Source organism: Escherichia sp. HH091_1A (genome assembly GCF_030295175.1).
Taxonomy (GTDB): domain Bacteria; phylum Pseudomonadota; class Gammaproteobacteria; order Enterobacterales; family Enterobacteriaceae; genus Escherichia; species Escherichia coli_F.
The window spans coordinates 1,368,194-1,384,199 of the sequence record NZ_AP025747.1 but is presented as its reverse complement, the minus strand read 5'-3'; the positions used below and the strand labels follow the sequence as shown (position 1 = coordinate 1,384,199).

General features: G+C 51.1%; 17 protein-coding genes. 1 reads left to right on the top strand and 16 read right to left on the bottom strand.

Going from position 1 to position 16,006, the window contains the following annotated elements; genetic code table 11:
- Positions 1 to 45: 45 nt before the first annotated feature.
- From ycfP to hinT, 6 genes are read right to left on the bottom strand one after another with little or no spacing between them, the layout of a single operon-like run.
- Positions 46 to 588, bottom strand: coding sequence for an alpha/beta hydrolase YcfP (ycfP, locus tag QUF14_RS06730; RefSeq protein ID WP_000587933.1), 543 nt, complete (start codon positions 586 to 588; stop codon positions 46 to 48).
- A gap of 22 nt (positions 589 to 610) precedes the next feature.
- Positions 611 to 1,636 carry a beta-N-acetylhexosaminidase gene (gene nagZ / locus QUF14_RS06725; RefSeq protein WP_000529294.1) on the bottom strand — a complete coding sequence of 342 codons (1,026 nt, stop codon included), beginning with the start codon at positions 1,634 to 1,636 and terminating at the stop codon, positions 611 to 613.
- 10 nt (positions 1,637 to 1,646) lie between these two features.
- Positions 1,647 to 2,471: a thiamine kinase gene (thiK, locus tag QUF14_RS06720; RefSeq protein WP_001116586.1), complete on the bottom strand. Its 825-nt coding sequence runs from the start codon at positions 2,469 to 2,471 to the stop codon at positions 1,647 to 1,649.
- Entirely contained in the window at positions 2,452 to 3,093 is a 642-nt protein-coding gene (gene lpoB / locus QUF14_RS06715) for a penicillin-binding protein activator LpoB (protein WP_000594311.1), read from the bottom strand. Before lpoB ends, thiK begins: the two co-directional genes overlap by 20 nt.
- A gap of 13 nt (positions 3,094 to 3,106) precedes the next feature.
- Entirely contained in the window at positions 3,107 to 3,484 is a 378-nt protein-coding gene (locus tag QUF14_RS06710; RefSeq protein WP_001225293.1) for a YcfL family putative periplasmic lipoprotein, read from the bottom strand.
- Between the two features lie 2 nt (positions 3,485 to 3,486).
- On the bottom strand, positions 3,487 to 3,846 hold the full coding sequence (hinT, locus tag QUF14_RS06705) for a purine nucleoside phosphoramidase (protein WP_000807125.1): 360 nt from the start codon (positions 3,844 to 3,846) through the stop codon (positions 3,487 to 3,489).
- A 333-nt stretch (positions 3,847 to 4,179) separates the two neighbouring features.
- On the opposite strand from hinT, the gene fhuE reads away from it, so the two are divergent.
- Positions 4,180 to 6,369, top strand: a complete 2,190-nt coding sequence (gene fhuE / locus QUF14_RS06700; RefSeq protein WP_000953428.1) for a ferric-rhodotorulic acid/ferric-coprogen receptor FhuE — start codon at positions 4,180 to 4,182, stop codon at positions 6,367 to 6,369.
- 59 nt (positions 6,370 to 6,428) lie between these two features.
- Here the strand turns inward: fhuE and ptsG are convergent, their stop codons facing one another.
- From ptsG to fabD, 10 genes are all read right to left on the bottom strand, one after another.
- Positions 6,429 to 7,862, bottom strand: a complete 1,434-nt coding sequence (ptsG, locus tag QUF14_RS06695) for a PTS glucose transporter subunit IIBC (protein ID WP_000475696.1) — start codon at positions 7,860 to 7,862, stop codon at positions 6,429 to 6,431.
- A gap of 293 nt (positions 7,863 to 8,155) precedes the next feature.
- Positions 8,156 to 8,953, bottom strand: a complete 798-nt coding sequence (locus QUF14_RS06690) for a metal-dependent hydrolase (protein ID WP_000480247.1) — start codon at positions 8,951 to 8,953, stop codon at positions 8,156 to 8,158.
- A 10-nt stretch (positions 8,954 to 8,963) separates the two neighbouring features.
- The gene (gene holB / locus QUF14_RS06685) at positions 8,964 to 9,968 is read right to left on the bottom strand and encodes a DNA polymerase III subunit delta' (protein WP_001267965.1); all 1,005 of its coding nucleotides are present in this window, start codon (positions 9,966 to 9,968) and stop codon (positions 8,964 to 8,966) included.
- Entirely contained in the window at positions 9,965 to 10,606 is a 642-nt protein-coding gene (tmk, locus tag QUF14_RS06680; protein WP_001256991.1) for a dTMP kinase, read from the bottom strand. Before tmk ends, holB begins: the two co-directional genes overlap by 4 nt.
- Entirely contained in the window at positions 10,596 to 11,618 is a 1,023-nt protein-coding gene (yceG, locus tag QUF14_RS06675; RefSeq protein ID WP_000756838.1) for a cell division protein YceG, read from the bottom strand. The genes tmk and yceG overlap by 11 nt, the downstream gene beginning before the upstream one ends.
- A 2-nt stretch (positions 11,619 to 11,620) precedes the next feature.
- Positions 11,621 to 12,430 (bottom strand): aminodeoxychorismate lyase, encoded by an 810-nt coding sequence (gene pabC, locus QUF14_RS06670; protein WP_000478668.1) that lies wholly within the window; start codon positions 12,428 to 12,430, stop codon positions 11,621 to 11,623.
- Positions 12,431 to 12,549: 119 nt separating this feature from the next.
- On the bottom strand, positions 12,550 to 13,791 hold the full coding sequence (gene fabF / locus QUF14_RS06665; protein ID WP_000044678.1) for a beta-ketoacyl-ACP synthase II: 1,242 nt from the start codon (positions 13,789 to 13,791) through the stop codon (positions 12,550 to 12,552).
- A gap of 87 nt (positions 13,792 to 13,878) precedes the next feature.
- Positions 13,879 to 14,115, bottom strand: a complete 237-nt coding sequence (gene acpP / locus QUF14_RS06660; protein ID WP_000103754.1) for an acyl carrier protein — start codon at positions 14,113 to 14,115, stop codon at positions 13,879 to 13,881.
- 210 nt (positions 14,116 to 14,325) lie between these two features.
- On the bottom strand, positions 14,326 to 15,060 hold the full coding sequence (fabG, locus tag QUF14_RS06655) for a 3-oxoacyl-ACP reductase FabG (RefSeq protein WP_001008535.1): 735 nt from the start codon (positions 15,058 to 15,060) through the stop codon (positions 14,326 to 14,328).
- Positions 15,061 to 15,072: 12 nt separating this feature from the next.
- Positions 15,073 to 16,002 carry an ACP S-malonyltransferase gene (gene fabD, locus QUF14_RS06650; RefSeq protein WP_000191359.1) on the bottom strand — a complete coding sequence of 310 codons (930 nt, stop codon included), beginning with the start codon at positions 16,000 to 16,002 and terminating at the stop codon, positions 15,073 to 15,075.
- Between the last annotated feature and the right edge of the window lie 4 nt (positions 16,003 to 16,006).

Genomic DNA, 16,006 nt, shown 5'->3' with positions numbered 1-16,006 from the left:
GAACGCATCAGGTATCAGCAAGGTTACCTGATGCGACGAGGGCATTTAACCGAGGGTTTTGAACGCTTTAATGCGCTGCAAATGCGGGGAGATATTCTTGAATTTGTGCGTCTGCTCTTCGTCCCAGACAATCTCGTAATAATGATGCAACTCTTCAGATGTCCGCTGGCTGTTAAGCGCTTCATCGTTACGCGACAAAATCACCAGACAACGATCGCGATTCTTCTCGCGGAAGTTGGTCACACACTTAGTGGCAATATCGGCATACTCTTCCGGGCGATCAATCTTGCCTTCCATGTTCTCATAAGGGAACAAATTAGGATTGAAGATCACCTGGCGGATATCGCAAAGAAAACCAATTCGCTCCGCCCAGTATCCGCCCAGACCAACGCCGCATATCAGCGGACGCTCATCGACGTTTAGTTGCAGCATTTTGTCCACTTCTTTGAGCAGATGCTGCATATCATGTTTCGGATGCCGCGTACTGTAGCTTATCAAGCGTACATCCGGGTCAATAAACTGCAATTGTAAGACTTTCTCGTGGTTACCCGGACTGTTAGAGTCAAAACCGTGTAAATAGATAATCATCGCTTCCTCACATAAGCCAGGGTTAGTGACCTGCTTTCTCTTCCTGCCAGCGTTCATGTAACTGATTCAGACGGGCGCTGATCTCTTTCCAGCGAGCCGAGTCCATCAGTTCCTGTCGCGAAAATGAACCTTTATGATACAAACGTGTAACACGTTCTGCCTTGATCGGTGACAGATTATCTAACACGCTGACGGCCCCTTTACGATTATTGCAGACCAGGATCATATCGCAACCCGCATCCAGTGATGCCTGCCCGCGTTCGGCATAACTGCCCATAATCGCGGCACCTTCCATCGATAAATCGTCGGAGAAAATCACGCCGTCAAAACCCAGTTCCTGGCGTAAAACGGTTTTCAGCCAGTGGGGAGAACCACTCGCCGGACGCGGATCGACATCACTGTAGATCACATGCGCAGGCATAATGGCGTCGAGTTTATTTTCACGGATTAATGCGCTGAATACCGACATATCCTTGGCACGAATTTCCGCTTGTGGACGAGGGTCACGCGGCGTCTCTTTGTGTGAGTCTGCCGTTACCGCACCATGCCCTGGGAAGTGTTTACCGGTGGTTTTCATTCCGGCTTCATGCATGCCATCAATAAAGCTGCTGGCGATTGCCAGGGCTTTTTCGGGATCGGCATGATAAGAACGCTCACCAATCGCCGCGCTGATATGCCCGACGTCCAGCACTGGCGCAAAGCTGATATCAATATCCATAGCAATCATTTCGCTGGCCATCAACCAACCTGCCTCTTGCGCCAGTTTTCCGCCTTCTTCCATTCCCAACAGCGCAGCAAATGATTGTGCCGCTGGCAAGCGGGTAAAACCTTCACGAAAACGCTGCACACGCCCACCTTCCTGATCCACCGCCACCACCAGATGATTGCGCGAAGCTGCACGGATCTGGCGCACCAGTTCGCGTAACTGGGCAGGATCGTGATAGTTACGCGTAAAGAGAATCAGCCCTCCTACCAGCGGATGCGCCAATATTTCACGCTCTTCCGCGTCCAGTTCGTAACCTTCAACATCCAACATTACTGGACCCACACTGCTCTCCTTATTGTTTTATTGATAGCTGCCGCCAGGTGTCATCGGCAAGCCTGATAAATTGTTGATCGCCGGTTTGTCGCCAGCGGTACTCAAACCACCCAGCTTTGAGCATCAGCAGCCAGGGAAACCATCGCCTGACCTGATGCCATAATTGCGCCGGATTAATCTTCGCGCGCGCGGCATAGTCATTAACCAATCGCCGATGCTGGTCAGTATTTTCCACCCACACCGCCGCCAGTTCCAGCGCGATATCACCATCTCCGGCATACTCCCAGTCGATAAGTTTTAATCCTGACGCGCTATGCACTAAATTTCCGGCGTGGACATCCATATGCAATGGACTTAAGCGTAAAGGCTGTGGTTCCCGCGCTTTGCGCAGACGTTTTAACCTTCGCAGCCAACCCACTGTCCGCCGCGCCGGATCGCTTTGCTGCCAGTACAGTTCCAGTAACGGCAACAGAGTTATTCGCCAGCCAAAACGCGGTTGTTGATGTAGATAATACAGCAAGCCTGCCAGTTCGTTGGTATCCGGCAAATACGTTTTTACCTCGCCGGGCAGATAGTCGACCACCATCCAGTCACGGAGATATAAATGCGGCTTCGGTGCAATGCATGCGGGTAGTTGTGATAAAGCCCGATACTGGCGCAAGAACGCGAACCGCGGCGCATCAGGATCGTGCGGCTGACGCACAACAAAACGCTGGCCCTGATGTTCAATGAGAAAACTCCCGCCACTAAGCCCACTATTAAACGTCGTGACGGGATGAAATTGCGGGAAAAAGCGCGACAACAATTCGTCGCGCGTGATGGGATTATTGCTGCGAAACGGCACCTTTACCTGACCAGATAATTTCGCCCGTCTGCACCAGCATCAGCTGCATTTGTAGGGTCGGAGCGTTAACGTTGCCAGAGGCGCTGGAGTACAGCACGTAATGAGCGCCGACATTGCGGGCAATGCCTATGGCTTTACTACGGGTACCTAAACTGTCCTGCGGCGACAAACCTAACTGTTGCTTCGCCATCGACAGCTGCTGGGCGGAAACCAGGGTAAATTTACCGTTATTAGCCAGCGCATTTCGCAGCGTTTCGGTCGCTTCTGCGGCATTCAGCGAACCGTTAGTACGGTTGTTAACACTATCAACCAGCAGGACGCTACCCGCAGTCACACCGTCAGCCCCAAGCATTTTACTGACCATCGGCTGCATTGCGCCATTCCAGTCATAATGGCGAATATGCGGCGCAGGCGGTGCGGTTTGATCTTCATGCTCAATTGGCCCTGGCTGCTGCGGGATCGTCGGCACCGATGGCACCGTGGGCACAGGCTGTTGTGGCTCGGCAGGTTGTTCCGGCGCTGGTTTCACTTCTTCTACCGGTGCAGGTTCACGTTGCCCCACACACCCGGCGAGAAACATCGCCAGCGCGGCAATCAAAGCGTAGCGACTCATTTTTATCATCAAGATTCACCCCTTACAAATATAGATAAAGTCTGACTTTGTGCGCCCCCAGAAAATTGGCGCTGCCGTATAGCGTTACCGCCGAATGTGCGGGAATGGTAACGCTGCGTGGCGTTTCCAGAGGATGCATCTCAAGTCCTCTGGCGTCATACCAGTAAAAACGATAATGAACGGTAACGGGTTCTTGCCTTTCGTTATAAAGCGTTGAGGATGCTGAAGGTTGAATATCAGACGTCGAAAGGACGGGCTTTTCTGCACTGATGCCCGCAGCCAATAAAGATGACTCCATCACCAGCGATTGCTCATCATTCACCGGAATTTCCGGATGTGAACGACAGCCCACCAGCACTAACAACGCCAGAGACACCAGCCCAAAGCATCCTTTTCTCATCGTTACAGACCTTTATGCGCCAGCATTGGTCCCAGCGGACGGCCACCCAACAAGTGCATATGGATGTGGTAAACCTCTTGTCCGCCGTGGCGGTTGGTGTTCATGATCAGACGATAGCCATCTTCGGCAATACCTTCTTGCTCAGCAATTTTTGCCGCTACGGTGATCATGCGTCCCAGCGCCTGCTCATGCTCAGCAGACACGTCGTTCACAGTTGGAATAAGGATATTTGGAATGATCAGAATATGCGTTGGCGCTTGCGGCGAAATATCGCGAAACGCCGTTACCAGATCATCCTGGTAGACGATATCGGAGGGGATCTCACGACGAATAATTTTGCTGAATATAGTTTCTTCTGCCACGACATTTTCCTTTTTCAAATAGCCATGCGTTGCGCCATGCTACGCCGCGCCACACTGCGAGTATAGAGTATGGTCGAGTTAAACCTGCTCTTTCAACCTTAACTCACGATTTCTTAAGCAAAAAATCGTTTTGCTGCCGTATATATCGCCATTATTCCCATTTCTGCCTGCGAATTCACTGAAAAGACATTCTCTGTTTGGTTTACACGCCAAATATGAATACGTATATTTCTCATTTGCATTTACATGCAAAATTATTCGCACACTATATATAACCGCTCATCATCCTCCTCCGGCATGAGCCTGACGACAACATAAACCAAGAGATTTCAAATGCTTTCAACACAATTTAACAGGGATAATCAACATCAAACCACCTCCAAACCGTCACTACTTGCCGGTTGCATAGCACTGGCACTCTTACCTTCCGCCGCTTTTGCTGCACCAGCCACTGAAGAAACGGTGATTGTTGAGGGTTCCGCCACTACTCCAGTTGATGACGAAAATGATTACAGCGTAACGTCTACCTCTGCGGGTACCAAAATGCAGATGACTCAACGTGATATTCCTCAGTCGGTCACTATTGTTAGCCAGCAGCGGATGGAAGATCAGCAGTTACAAACGCTGGGCGAAGTGATGGAAAACACGCTGGGGATCAGCAAAAGTCAGGCGGATTCCGATCGTGCTCTTTATTATTCCCGCGGATTCCAGATCGATAACTATATGGTTGATGGTATACCCACCTATTTTGAATCGCGCTGGAATCTGGGCGACGCACTTTCTGATATGGCACTGTTTGAACGCGTAGAAGTAGTACGTGGCGCGACAGGACTCATGACCGGTACGGGTAATCCATCTGCGGCAATTAATATGGTTCGAAAACACGCGACCAGTCGTGAATTTAAAGGCGATGTCTCGGCAGAATACGGTAGCTGGAACAAAGAACGGTATGTGGCGGATTTACAAAGTCCACTCACCGAAGATGGTAAAATCCGCGCGCGAATTGTCGGCGGCTACCAGAATAACGACTCATGGCTGGACCGCTACAACAGTGAAAAGACCTTCTTCTCCGGCATTGTTGATGCTGATTTAGGCGATCTTACGACGCTTTCAGCCGGTTACGAATATCAGCGCATTGATGTTAATAGCCCAACGTGGGGCGGTTTACCGCGCTGGAATACTGATGGCAGCAGCAACAGTTACGATCGCGCACGCAGTACCGCACCTGACTGGGCGTACAACGATAAAGAGATCAACAAGGTCTTTATGACCCTGAAGCAGCGGTTTGCTGATACCTGGCAAGCGACACTGAATGCCACTCACTCCGAAGTCGAATTTGACAGCAAAATGATGTATGTCGATGCCTATGTAAACAAAGCGGATGGTATGCTGATTGGGCCATACAGTAATTATGGACCTGGCTTTGATTATGTCGGCGGCACCGGTTGGAACAGCGGCAAACGTAAAGTTGATGCGCTGGATTTGTTCGCTGACGGTAGTTATGAATTGTTTGGTCGTCAGCACAATCTAATGTTTGGTGGCAGTTACAGCAAACAAAACAATCGTTACTTCAGTTCATGGGCCAACATCTTCCCGGATGAAATTGGCAGTTTCTACAACTTTAATGGCAATTTCCCACAAACCGACTGGTCACCACAGAGTCTGGCGCAGGACGATACCACACATATGAAATCGTTATATGCTGCCACTCGTGTCACCCTTGCCGATCCGCTGCATCTGATCCTTGGCGCACGTTATACCAACTGGCGGGTTGATACGCTGACTTACAGCATGGAGAAAAACCACACCACGCCTTATGCTGGTCTGGTGTTTGACATTAATGACAACTGGTCGACCTACGCCAGCTATACCTCTATTTTCCAGCCGCAAAATGATCGTGACAGTTCAGGCAAATATCTGGCTCCAATCACCGGTAACAACTACGAGCTGGGTCTGAAATCGGACTGGATGAATAGCCGTCTGACCACCACGTTAGCCATCTTCCGTATTGAGCAGGATAATGTAGCTCAGTCCACCGGTACACCTATCCCCGGCAGCAACGGCGAAACCGCCTATAAAGCGGTGGATGGGACAGTCAGTAAAGGTGTGGAATTTGAACTCAACGGCGCAATTACCGACAACTGGCAGCTGACGTTTGGCGCAACGCGCTATATTGGAGAAGATAACGAAGGAAACGCCGTTAATCCTAATCTGCCACGCACCACGGTTAAAATGTTCACCAGCTATCGGTTGCCTGTCATGCCAGAGTTGACGGTCGGCGGTGGTGTTAACTGGCAAAATCGCGTGTATACCGACACCGTGACACCGTATGGCACCTTCCGCGCCGAGCAAGGTAGCTACGCGCTGGTGGATCTCTTCACCCGCTACCAGGTGACGAAAAACTTCTCGTTACAGGGGAACGTCAATAACCTGTTCGACAAAACCTACGATACCAACGTGGAAGGTTCTATCGTCTACGGCGCACCGCGTAATTTCAGCATTACCGGCACGTATCAATTCTGAATAACACCTGTAAAAAAGGCAGCCATCTGGCTGCCTTAGTCTCCCCAACGTCTTACGGATTAGTGGTTACGGATGTACTCATCCATCTCGGTTTTCAGGTTATCGGATTTAGTACCGAAAATCGCCTGAACACCAGAACCAGCAACCACTACGCCCGCTGCGCCCAGTTTCTTCAGGCCAGCCTGATCCACTTTAGACACATCAGCAACGCTGACGCGCAGACGGGTAATACATGCGTCGAGGTTAGTGATGTTTTCTTTACCACCAAACGCAGCAACCAGAGCCGGTGCCATTTCGCTGGTACCTGTCGCTTTTGCATCATCAGTCGCGTCTTCACGACCCGGCGTTTTCAGATCCAGTGCTTTAATCAGCACGCGGAAGATGGTGTAGTAAACAATTGCATAACCGATACCGACGATCGGGAACAGCCACAGTTTGCTGCTGTTACCAGACAGAACGATGAAGTCGATCAGACCGTGCGAGAACGACGTACCGTCACGCATCCCCAGAAGAATACAGATTGGGAATGCCAGGCCTGCCAGAATCGCGTGGATGATGTACAGGATCGGCGCAACGAACATGAAGGAGAACTCGATCGGCTCGGTGATACCGGTCAGGAACGAGGTCAGCGCCGCGGAGATCATGATACCGCCCACTTTCGCGCGGTTTTCCGGTTTAGCAGAGTGCCAGATAGCAATTGCGGCAGCTGGCAGACCGTACATTTTGAACAGGAAGCCGCCAGACAGTTTACCCGCAGTCGGGTCACCCGCCATATAACGCGGAATGTCGCCGTGGAAAACCTGACCTGCAGCGTTGGTGTATTCACCAATCTGCATCTGGAAAGGTACGTTCCAGATGTGGTGCAGACCAAACGGTACCAGGCAACGTTCGATGAAACCGTAAATGCCAAACGCAACTACCGGGTTCTGGTAAGCAGCCCACTGAGAGAAGGTCTGGATTGCAGAACCAATAGGCGGCCAAATGAAGGACAGCACAACGCCAGTAAATATGGCAGCCAGGCCTGAAATGATCGGCACAAAGCGTTTACCGGCAAAGAAGCCAAGATACTCAGGCAGCTTAATACGGTAGAAACGGTTAAACATGTACGCTGCGATCGCACCGGAGATGATCCCCCCGAGTACGCCAGTATCCGCCAGGTGTTTAGCGGCGATTTCTTCAGCAGGTAAATGCAGTACCAGTGGCGCAACCACGGCCATGGTTTTAACCATGATGCCATAGGCAACAACTGCGGCCAGCGCGGATACGCCATCGTTATTGGTAAAGCCGAGGGCGACACCGATCGCAAAAATCAGTGGCATGTTTGCAAAGACGGAACCGCCTGCTTCTGCCATAACATGCGATACAACGGCGGGCAGCCAGCTGAAATTCGCGGAACCGACGCCCAGCAGAATACCTGCGATAGGCAGTACGGATACCGGCAGCATCAGCGATTTACCGACCTTTTGCAGGTTAGCAAATGCATTCTTAAACATAATTGAGAGTGCTCCTGAGTATGGGTGCTTTTTTACGTTCTCACGCGTGGCAAGGGGGGAGAGCCTCGCCGTGTACAGGGCATCTAAGCGCCCTTTATTTATTACACAGAGTAAAATAATTCAGTGCCGATTTGTTTGACGGCTATCACGTTTCAACTTCAGATCATTAGAGAAGTTGCACATTTTGACAAAACATATGTCACAATATTTCAAACGTGGTTATTCACCGCCCAATTTTCGGCGGTGAACTTTACTCGTTTTAGCCATTAATTACGAGCTTTAAAAAAACTCATTCAACGGATGGATTGAAGGCGGGAAGTGTCGATGTGAAACAGACGGGCGAAGTTATCGGTGGTTACCTGCGCCAGTTCTTCAACGGCAACACCTTTCAACACAGCCATGTATTCTGCAACGTCACGAACCATCGCAGGTTGATTCTCTTTTCCTCGATGCGGAACCGGTGCAAGGTAAGGTGAGTCAGTTTCTACCAGTAACCGATCGAGGGGGACATAACGCGCGGCATCGCGCAGTTGCTCCGCATTACGGAAGGTCACAATGCCGGAAAAGGAGATGTAAAATCCGAGATCCAGTAATTTACCCGCCGTTTCTCTGTCCTCTGTAAAACAGTGTAGTACGCCACCGCAATCCGTCACTTTTTCTTCGCGCAGAATTGCCAGCGTATCGGCGCGGGCGTCACGGGTGTGGACGATAACCGGCTTGTTCAGTTCACGACCAATCTGGATATGATGGATGAAGGACTCTTGCTGCCGTACTTTCGTTTCCGGCGTGTAATAATAATCCAGCCCGGTTTCACCCAGCGCAACAACGCCCTCTTCTGCCGCCAGACGGCGTAAATCTTCTACATCGTAGGGATCATTCTGGTTGAGTGGATGCACGCCACAAGAAAATACGACGTTGTCACGTTCGCCTACCAGATCCCGCATGTGTAAATAACCCGGTAATGTTGTGGCGACTGCCAGACAAAATTTCACATCGCGTGCGGCGGCTTTCGCCAGAACGTCATCCACGTCCTTATGCAAAGATTCATAATCCAGACCATCGAGATGGCAGTGTGAGTCGACTAAAAACATGATGTCTCTCTTAAAGATGAGGAACCGGTAGCACAACGCCCGGTTGCAGGTAATGCTCAATACGCAGTAAAAGATCGGTGATGAGAAGCTCGCGGTTAATACCTGTGACAGACATTAACTGTTCACGAATGTGGCAAACATCCCCCAGTATAGCCTGCAGACGCGAGGGAGAAAGATGGTTTGCCAGTTCGACGACCAGGTCCGGCACATCAACATTGGTAACCTGCGCAGCGCCATGATGGCGTTTTAGCGCATCCATCAGCAACGTTGCCAGCCAGTGTAAACGCGCCGGAGCTTGTTCATGATTAAGGGCCGCTAGCAGCGAATACCAGTCGCCCGATTGCACGCTATATGCCAGCGCCTGACACAATGTTTCACGAGCCTGCCAGATATCTCCCTGAAACAACGCCAGTGCCGCACCAGGCGAACCGGCGCTTAAGCGCAATGCGGCAAGTAATGCATCCTGTGACATTGTCACTTCGCGTGAAAGCCAGGTCACGGCGTACTGTTCCGGCGGCGGCGCAAGGTAATGTAACCGACAACGACTACGTAATGTTGCCAGTAAACGTTCAGGCTCGCGGGTAGCAAGGAAAAACCAGGTTTCTGCTGGCGGCTCTTCAAGCGTTTTCAGCAATGCATTAGCCGCGGCGTCAGTCAGTAAGGCAGCATCGGTTACCCAGACCACTTTCGCACCACCTAAGCGTGCGTGCTCATTTAACTTTTCGGTGACTTCACGTACCGCATCAATGCCCAGCGCATTTTTCCCTTTTTCGGGAGCCAGGGTGTAATAATCGGGATGCGTGCCAGCCTGCATCAACTGACATCCACGACAGTGACCGCAACTTTTGTGGCCCTGCGGTTGTTGGCAGAGTAAATAACGGCTCAGGGCGTAGATTAAAGCATCCTCACCCATACCCGGTAACGCCTGAATGAGTAGCGCATGGTGACCTCTTCCGGCCTGATAGCTGGCTACCAGTTTTTCGAAATCAGGTCGTAACCATGGATACCATCTCATGCGTCCAACTCCTTCACCCAATTGGTCACGGTAGTGCGGATTGCATCCATCACGGACTCCAGCGGCTGGGTGGCATCAATGGTATGAATGCTTTTATCTTGTGCTGCCAGTTCCAGATAGCGGGCGCGGGTGCGATTAAAGAAATCGAAAGACTCTTGCTCAATACGATCCAGCTCGCCGCGCGCACGCGCGCGTTTTAAGCCAACTTCCGGAGTAACATCGAGATAGAGCGTTAAGTCGGGGCGAAAATCCCCGAGAACAGCATCACGCAATGTTGCCAGCATATGTTGGTCAATACCACGTCCGCCCCCCTGATACGCTTGAGTAGAGAGATCGTGGCGGTCGCCAATAACCCAAGTGCCGTTAGCCAGCGCAGGTTTGATGACCGTTTCTACCAGCTGAACTCGCGCGGCATAAAACATCAGAACTTCGGCTTTATCGGTAATGACTTCATCGCCTACCGATTTGATATCCAGCACCAGGCTTCTTAACTTTTCGGCAAGTTGCGTACCGCCAGGTTCCCGAGTGAAAACCATGTCGCGGATACCCAGTTGCTCAAGCGTCTCAACCACTACTTTACGCGCGGTAGTTTTGCCTGCGCCTTCCAGCCCCTCAATGACGATATACTTACTGCGCATTTTTTTCCTTAAGCACTTTCAGATAATCCTGCACAGACTTGTTATGACTGGCAAGATTGGTATTAAACGTGTGACCACCTTTACCATCGGCCACAAAATAGAGATACGGCGTTTTTGCCGGATGCGCAGCAGCCTTCAGCGAATCCGCCCCCGGCGTCGCTATCGCACCTGGCGGCAAACCGGTAATGGTATAGGTGTTATACGCTGTTGGCGTTTCCAGGTCTGCACGAGAAAGTTTGCCATTATAACGCTCTCCCATCCCGTAAATCACCGTCGGGTCGGTCTGCAGGCGCATACCAATGCGTAATCGGTTGATAAATACCGAGGCAACCTGATCGCGTTCGCTGGCAACGGCGGTTTCTTTTTCGATAATTGATGCCATCGTCACCAGCTGGTTTTTATCTTTATAGGGCAGACCGTCCGCACGCCCTTCCCAGGCGCTATCGACCGCTTTCACCATTTTCTTGTGTGCACGCTTGAGTAACGCGACATCTGTGGTATTAGCGGTATACATCCAGGTGTCTGGCCAGAACCAACCTTCAATCCACTCCGGGTTTTCCAGTTCAAGTGCCTGCGCTACGGTGGCGTACTTATCGTCGCTCAGCGTGTGCTTGATATACGGGGCCTCACGCAATTGCTTGAGGTAATCGCTCAAACGCATCCCTTCTACCAGTCGCAGAGGGAACTGTGCTTCTTTACCGCTTTCCAGCAATTTCAGCATCTCACGTACGGTCATCTGCGGTGTAAAGCGGTAAGTCCCGGCTTTAAAGTGAGAAAGATCCGGTTCGATACGCAGCAGCCATTGAAAAACCCGTGGGCGATTGATGATCTTATCGGCGTAAAGCTGTTCACCGAGCGCCAGACGTCCGGTCCCTGGCTTCAGGGTAAATATCGTCTCTTCTTTGATAAGCAATTTGCTGTCGGCAAGATGGCGAACCTTCCAGACGCCCACACCAGCGGCGATACCTAGTACCACCAGCAATAACAAGATAATCAATAACACTTTTTTCATGACTAATTCGGGCGCTCACAAAGTGGGGCTAAATATTCATATAACGTTGCTGACGAAAAGGAGACATCGCCACAGGCACGTACGGGCATCACTGGCATTAACGCATTACAAATAACCATCTCATCTGCCTGCAACGCCTCTTCCAGAGTGGCTTGCACTTCGACAAGCTGATAAGAGGATTGTGCCAGTAAACGGATACAGAATTGTCGCATAATGCCGTTAACACCTGCCTGCTCCAGTCGCGGCGTATAAACTACATTGCCCTTCCGCCAGAACAAATTAGCCGCACAGCATTCCGTAACCCACCCTTCGCTGTCAAGGACCAACGCCTCATCGGCATTTGTCTGCTCAAGATGAGAGCGAATCAATACTTGTTCAAGCCGATTAAGATGTTTAATACCTGCAAGATGAGGATTGCGCCCCAGCCGCACCGGGCTTAGCGCCAACATCATCCCCTCGTTACGCAAACGATCGTAATGTGCAGGATAAGCCGTAACGGAGAGAATCCGCGTTGCCGGTCCGCTGTTCAATGTGCTGTACCCTCGCCCGCCACTACCGCGACTGATCACGACCTTCAGCACACCATTCTGCTGTTCTGCTGCCAGCGTTTTCATCTCTTGTTCAAGCTGAGGCCAGTAGTCACAGGAAATCATCAACCGCTGACAAGCATCCTGTAGTCGCTGGATATGTGCCGATAACAAACTGACTTTACCGTCGATAATTCTTGCGGTGGTAAAACAACCATCACCAAACTGCGTTGCTCGATCGCTTACTGCCAGCGATTCCTGTTTATGACCGTTAATTAAGAACATACCAACTCCTTACCAGAGAATTGTTAGTGTGGCAGCATGTTCACTACGGTACAAGTCGGAATAAAAGCTAAGAAAAAAGGCCCGCAAGCGGACCTTTTATAAGGGTGGGAAATGACAACTTAGATCTTTTTAAAGATCAAAGAACCATTAGTACCACCGAAGCCGAAGGAGTTACACAGCGTGTATTCCATTCCGCTAACCTGACGCGCTTCGTGCGGTACGAAATCCAGATCGCAACCTTCATCCGGGTTATCCAGGTTGATGGTTGGCGGAACAGCCTGATCGCGCAGTGCCAGGATGGAGTAGATAGACTCTACTGCACCCGCCGCACCTAACAGGTGACCGGTCATAGATTTCGTGGAGCTCACCAACACACGGCTGGCAGCTTCACCGAAGATGCTTTTAACAGCCTGCGCTTCAGCTTTATCGCCAGCCGGTGTAGAAGTACCGTGCGCGTTAACGTAGCCAATCTGACTCGCTTCAATGCCTGCATCACGCAGAGCATTTGCCATTGCCAGAGCTGCGCCTGCGCCGTTTTCTGGCGGTGACGTCATATGGTAAGCATCGCTGCTCATACCAAAGCCAACGAGTTCAGCGTAAATTTTCGCCCCGCGTTTTTTCGCGTGTTCGTACTCTTCCAGTACCAGCATACCGGCACCATCGCCCAGTACGAAACCATCGCGCTCTTTATCCCACGGGCGGCTCGCCGCTTGCGGGTTATCATTGCGGGTAGATAATGCACGTGCCGCGCCAAAACCACCAACGCCCAGCGGCGTACTGGCTTTCTCTGCGCCACCTGCAACCATCACGTCAGCATCGCCATACGCGATAATACGCGCAGCATGACCGATGTTGTGCACGCCAGAAGTACAGGCGGTCGCGATAGAGATGCTTGGGCCACGCAGGCCATACATGATAGTCAGATGACCTGCCACCATGTTCACAATCGTTGACGGAACGAAGAATGGGCTGATCTTACGTGGGCCACCATTCATCAGAGATGTGTGGTTTTCTTCAATCAGTCCGAGGCCGCCAATCCCGGAGCCAATTGCGGCACCAATACGGGTTGCGTTCTCTTCCGTTATTTCAAGGCCAGAATCCTGCATGGCCTGAACGCCAGCGACAATTCCATATTGAATGAAGGCATCCATCTTGCGCTGTTCTTTGCGCGAGATAATGTCCTCACAGTTAAAATCCTTTACTAAGCCAGCAAATTTCGTTGCATAGGCGCTAGTATCGAAATGGTCGATTAGGCTGATGCCACTCTGACCGGCAAGCAGAGCTTTCCAGGTAGACTCTACGGTATTGCCGACAGGAGACAACATGCCCAGTCCGGTCACAACTACACGACGCTTAGACACGTTTGTCCTCCAGGGAGGGAAAAAATGATTCTAGTGGGACAAAAAGATAAAACTCAGGCGGTCGAACGACCGCCTGGAGATGTTCACTTACGCCTGGTGGCCGTTGATGTAATCAATGGCAGCCTGAACGGTGGTGATTTTCTCAGCTTCTTCGTCCGGAATCTCAGTATCAAACTCTTCTTCCAGAGCCATTACCAGCTCAACGGTGTCAAGAGAATCCGCGCCCAGGTCTTCAACGAAAGAAGCATTGTTGGTAACTTCTTCCTGCTTAACGCCCAGCTGTTCGCCGATAATTTTCTTAACGCGTTCTTCGATAGTGCTCATACTCTTAAATTTCCTATCAAAACTCGCTTTCGCGATGGTTTTCGTAGTGTATAAAATGTTGAAAAATTTGCAACTAAATCCCGGCAGGTCTTACCACGATTTTACGTTATTTTGAGGCCTTACCCCCCAATAACGCAAATCATTTTGCACTAATTATTACTCATAACCACGCAGACTGCGCGCAACATGAGCATTTTGTGCAAATCGCGGTCAGACCATGTACATCCCGCCGTTCACATGCAAAGTTTCACCCGTGATGTAAGCTGCTTCGTCGGATGCCAGGAATGCAACCGCGTTGGCGATTTCCTGTGCACCGCCGAGGCGACCCGCAGGAACCTGCGCCAGGATACCCGCACGCTGGTCATCGCTCAGCGCACGTGTCATGTCCGTTTCAATAAAGCCCGGAGCAACAACGTTTACAGTAATACCGCGTGACGCGACTTCGCGCGCCAGTGATTTACTGAAGCCGATCAAGCCCGCTTTCGCCGCAGCGTAGTTGGCCTGACCGCCATTTCCCATGGTACCAACCACAGAACCGATAGTGATAATGCGACCATGACGCTTTTTCATCATAGCGCGCATTACCGCTTTTGACAGACGGAAAACAGATGAAAGGTTGGTTTCGATAATATCGTTCCACTCTTCATCTTTCATTCGCATTAACAGGTTATCACGAGTGATACCGGCATTATTGACCAGGATATCCACTTCACCAAATTCTGCGCGAATTTTTTCCAGAACAGATTCGATAGATGCCGGGTCGGTCACATTCAACATCAGACCTTTGCCGTTGGCACCTAAATAATCACTGATCGCCTGAGCGCCATTTTCACTGGTCGCAGTGCCGATAACTTTCGCGCCACGGGCTGCGAGCGTTTCAGCAATTGCGCGGCCAATTCCGCGGCTTGCACCGGTTACCAGTGCGATTTTTCCTTCAAAATTCATGATTTTCCTCTTTTAAAGCTCGAGCGCCGCTGCCATCGCTGAAGGTTCGTTCAGCGCCGAGGCGGTCAGGGTGTCGACAATGCGTTTCGTCAGGCCAGTAAGCACTTTGCCCGGGCCGACTTCATAGAGATGTTCTACGCCTTGCGCTGCCATGTATTCAACAGACTTCGTCCACTGAACCGGGTTATACAACTGACGTACCAGTGCGTCACGGATGGCATCACCATTGGTTTCGCATTTCACATCAACGTTATTCACAACAGGAACTGTTGGTGCGTTAAAGGTGATTTTCGCTAATTCTACTGCCAGTTTGTCGGCTGCCGGTTTCATCAGCGCACAGTGAGACGGTACGCTCACTGGCAACGGCAGCGCGCGTTTTGCGCCTGTAGCTTTACAGGCAGCTCCAGCACGCTCAACGGCTTCTTTATGTCCCGCAATTACCACCTGGCCTGGAGAGTTGAAGTTTACCGGAGAAACCACCTGACCTTCTGCAGCTTCTTCACACGCTTTCGCAATAGACGCATCATCCAGACCGATGATTGCCGCCATAGCGCCCGTTCCTTCCGGTACGGCTTCTTGCATGAACTTGCCGCGCATCTCAACCAGACGCACCGCATCAGCGAAATCAATCACACCAGCGCAAACCAGCGCAGAGTATTCCCCGAGGCTGTGACCGGCCATCATCGCTGGTGCTTTACCGCCCTGCTGCTGCCATATGCGGTACAGAGCAACTGATGCAGTCAACAGCGCTGGCTGAGTTTGCCAGGTTTTATTAAGTTCTTCGGCTGGCCCCTGCTGAGTCAGCGCCCACAGGTCATAACCCAGCGCCGCAGAAGCTTCAGCAAACGTTTCTTCGACAATGGGATAGCTCGCCGCCATATCAGCCAGCATTCCAACGGTTTGAGAACCCTGTCCAGGGAACACAAATGCAAATTGCGTCATCTTT

Bases quoted from the DNA above. Each gene is read 5' to 3' on its own strand.
- QUF14_RS06710 (WP_001225293.1), bottom strand. From the start codon at position 3,484: ATGAGAAAAGGATGCTTTGGGCTGGTGTCTCTGGCGTTGTTAGTGCTG.
- ptsG (WP_000475696.1), bottom strand. From the start codon at position 7,862: ATGTTTAAGAATGCATTTGCTAACCTGCAAAAGGTCGGTAAATCGCTG.
- yceG (WP_000756838.1), bottom strand. From the start codon at position 11,618: ATGAAAAAAGTGTTATTGATTATCTTGTTATTGCTGGTGGTACTAGGT.
- holB (WP_001267965.1), bottom strand. From the start codon at position 9,968: ATGAGATGGTATCCATGGTTACGACCTGATTTCGAAAAACTGGTAGCC.
- lpoB (WP_000594311.1), bottom strand. From the start codon at position 3,093: ATGATAAAAATGAGTCGCTACGCTTTGATTGCCGCGCTGGCGATGTTT.
- QUF14_RS06690 (WP_000480247.1), bottom strand. From the start codon at position 8,953: ATGTTTTTAGTCGACTCACACTGCCATCTCGATGGTCTGGATTATGAA.
- fhuE (WP_000953428.1), top strand. From the start codon at position 4,180: ATGCTTTCAACACAATTTAACAGGGATAATCAACATCAAACCACCTCC.
- pabC (WP_000478668.1), bottom strand. From the start codon at position 12,430: ATGTTCTTAATTAACGGTCATAAACAGGAATCGCTGGCAGTAAGCGAT.
- ycfP (WP_000587933.1), bottom strand. From the start codon at position 588: ATGATTATCTATTTACACGGTTTTGACTCTAACAGTCCGGGTAACCAC.
- tmk (WP_001256991.1), bottom strand. From the start codon at position 10,606: ATGCGCAGTAAGTATATCGTCATTGAGGGGCTGGAAGGCGCAGGCAAA.
- acpP (WP_000103754.1), bottom strand. From the start codon at position 14,115: ATGAGCACTATCGAAGAACGCGTTAAGAAAATTATCGGCGAACAGCTG.
- fabD (WP_000191359.1), bottom strand. From the start codon at position 16,002: ATGACGCAATTTGCATTTGTGTTCCCTGGACAGGGTTCTCAAACCGTT.
- fabG (WP_001008535.1), bottom strand. From the start codon at position 15,060: ATGAATTTTGAAGGAAAAATCGCACTGGTAACCGGTGCAAGCCGCGGA.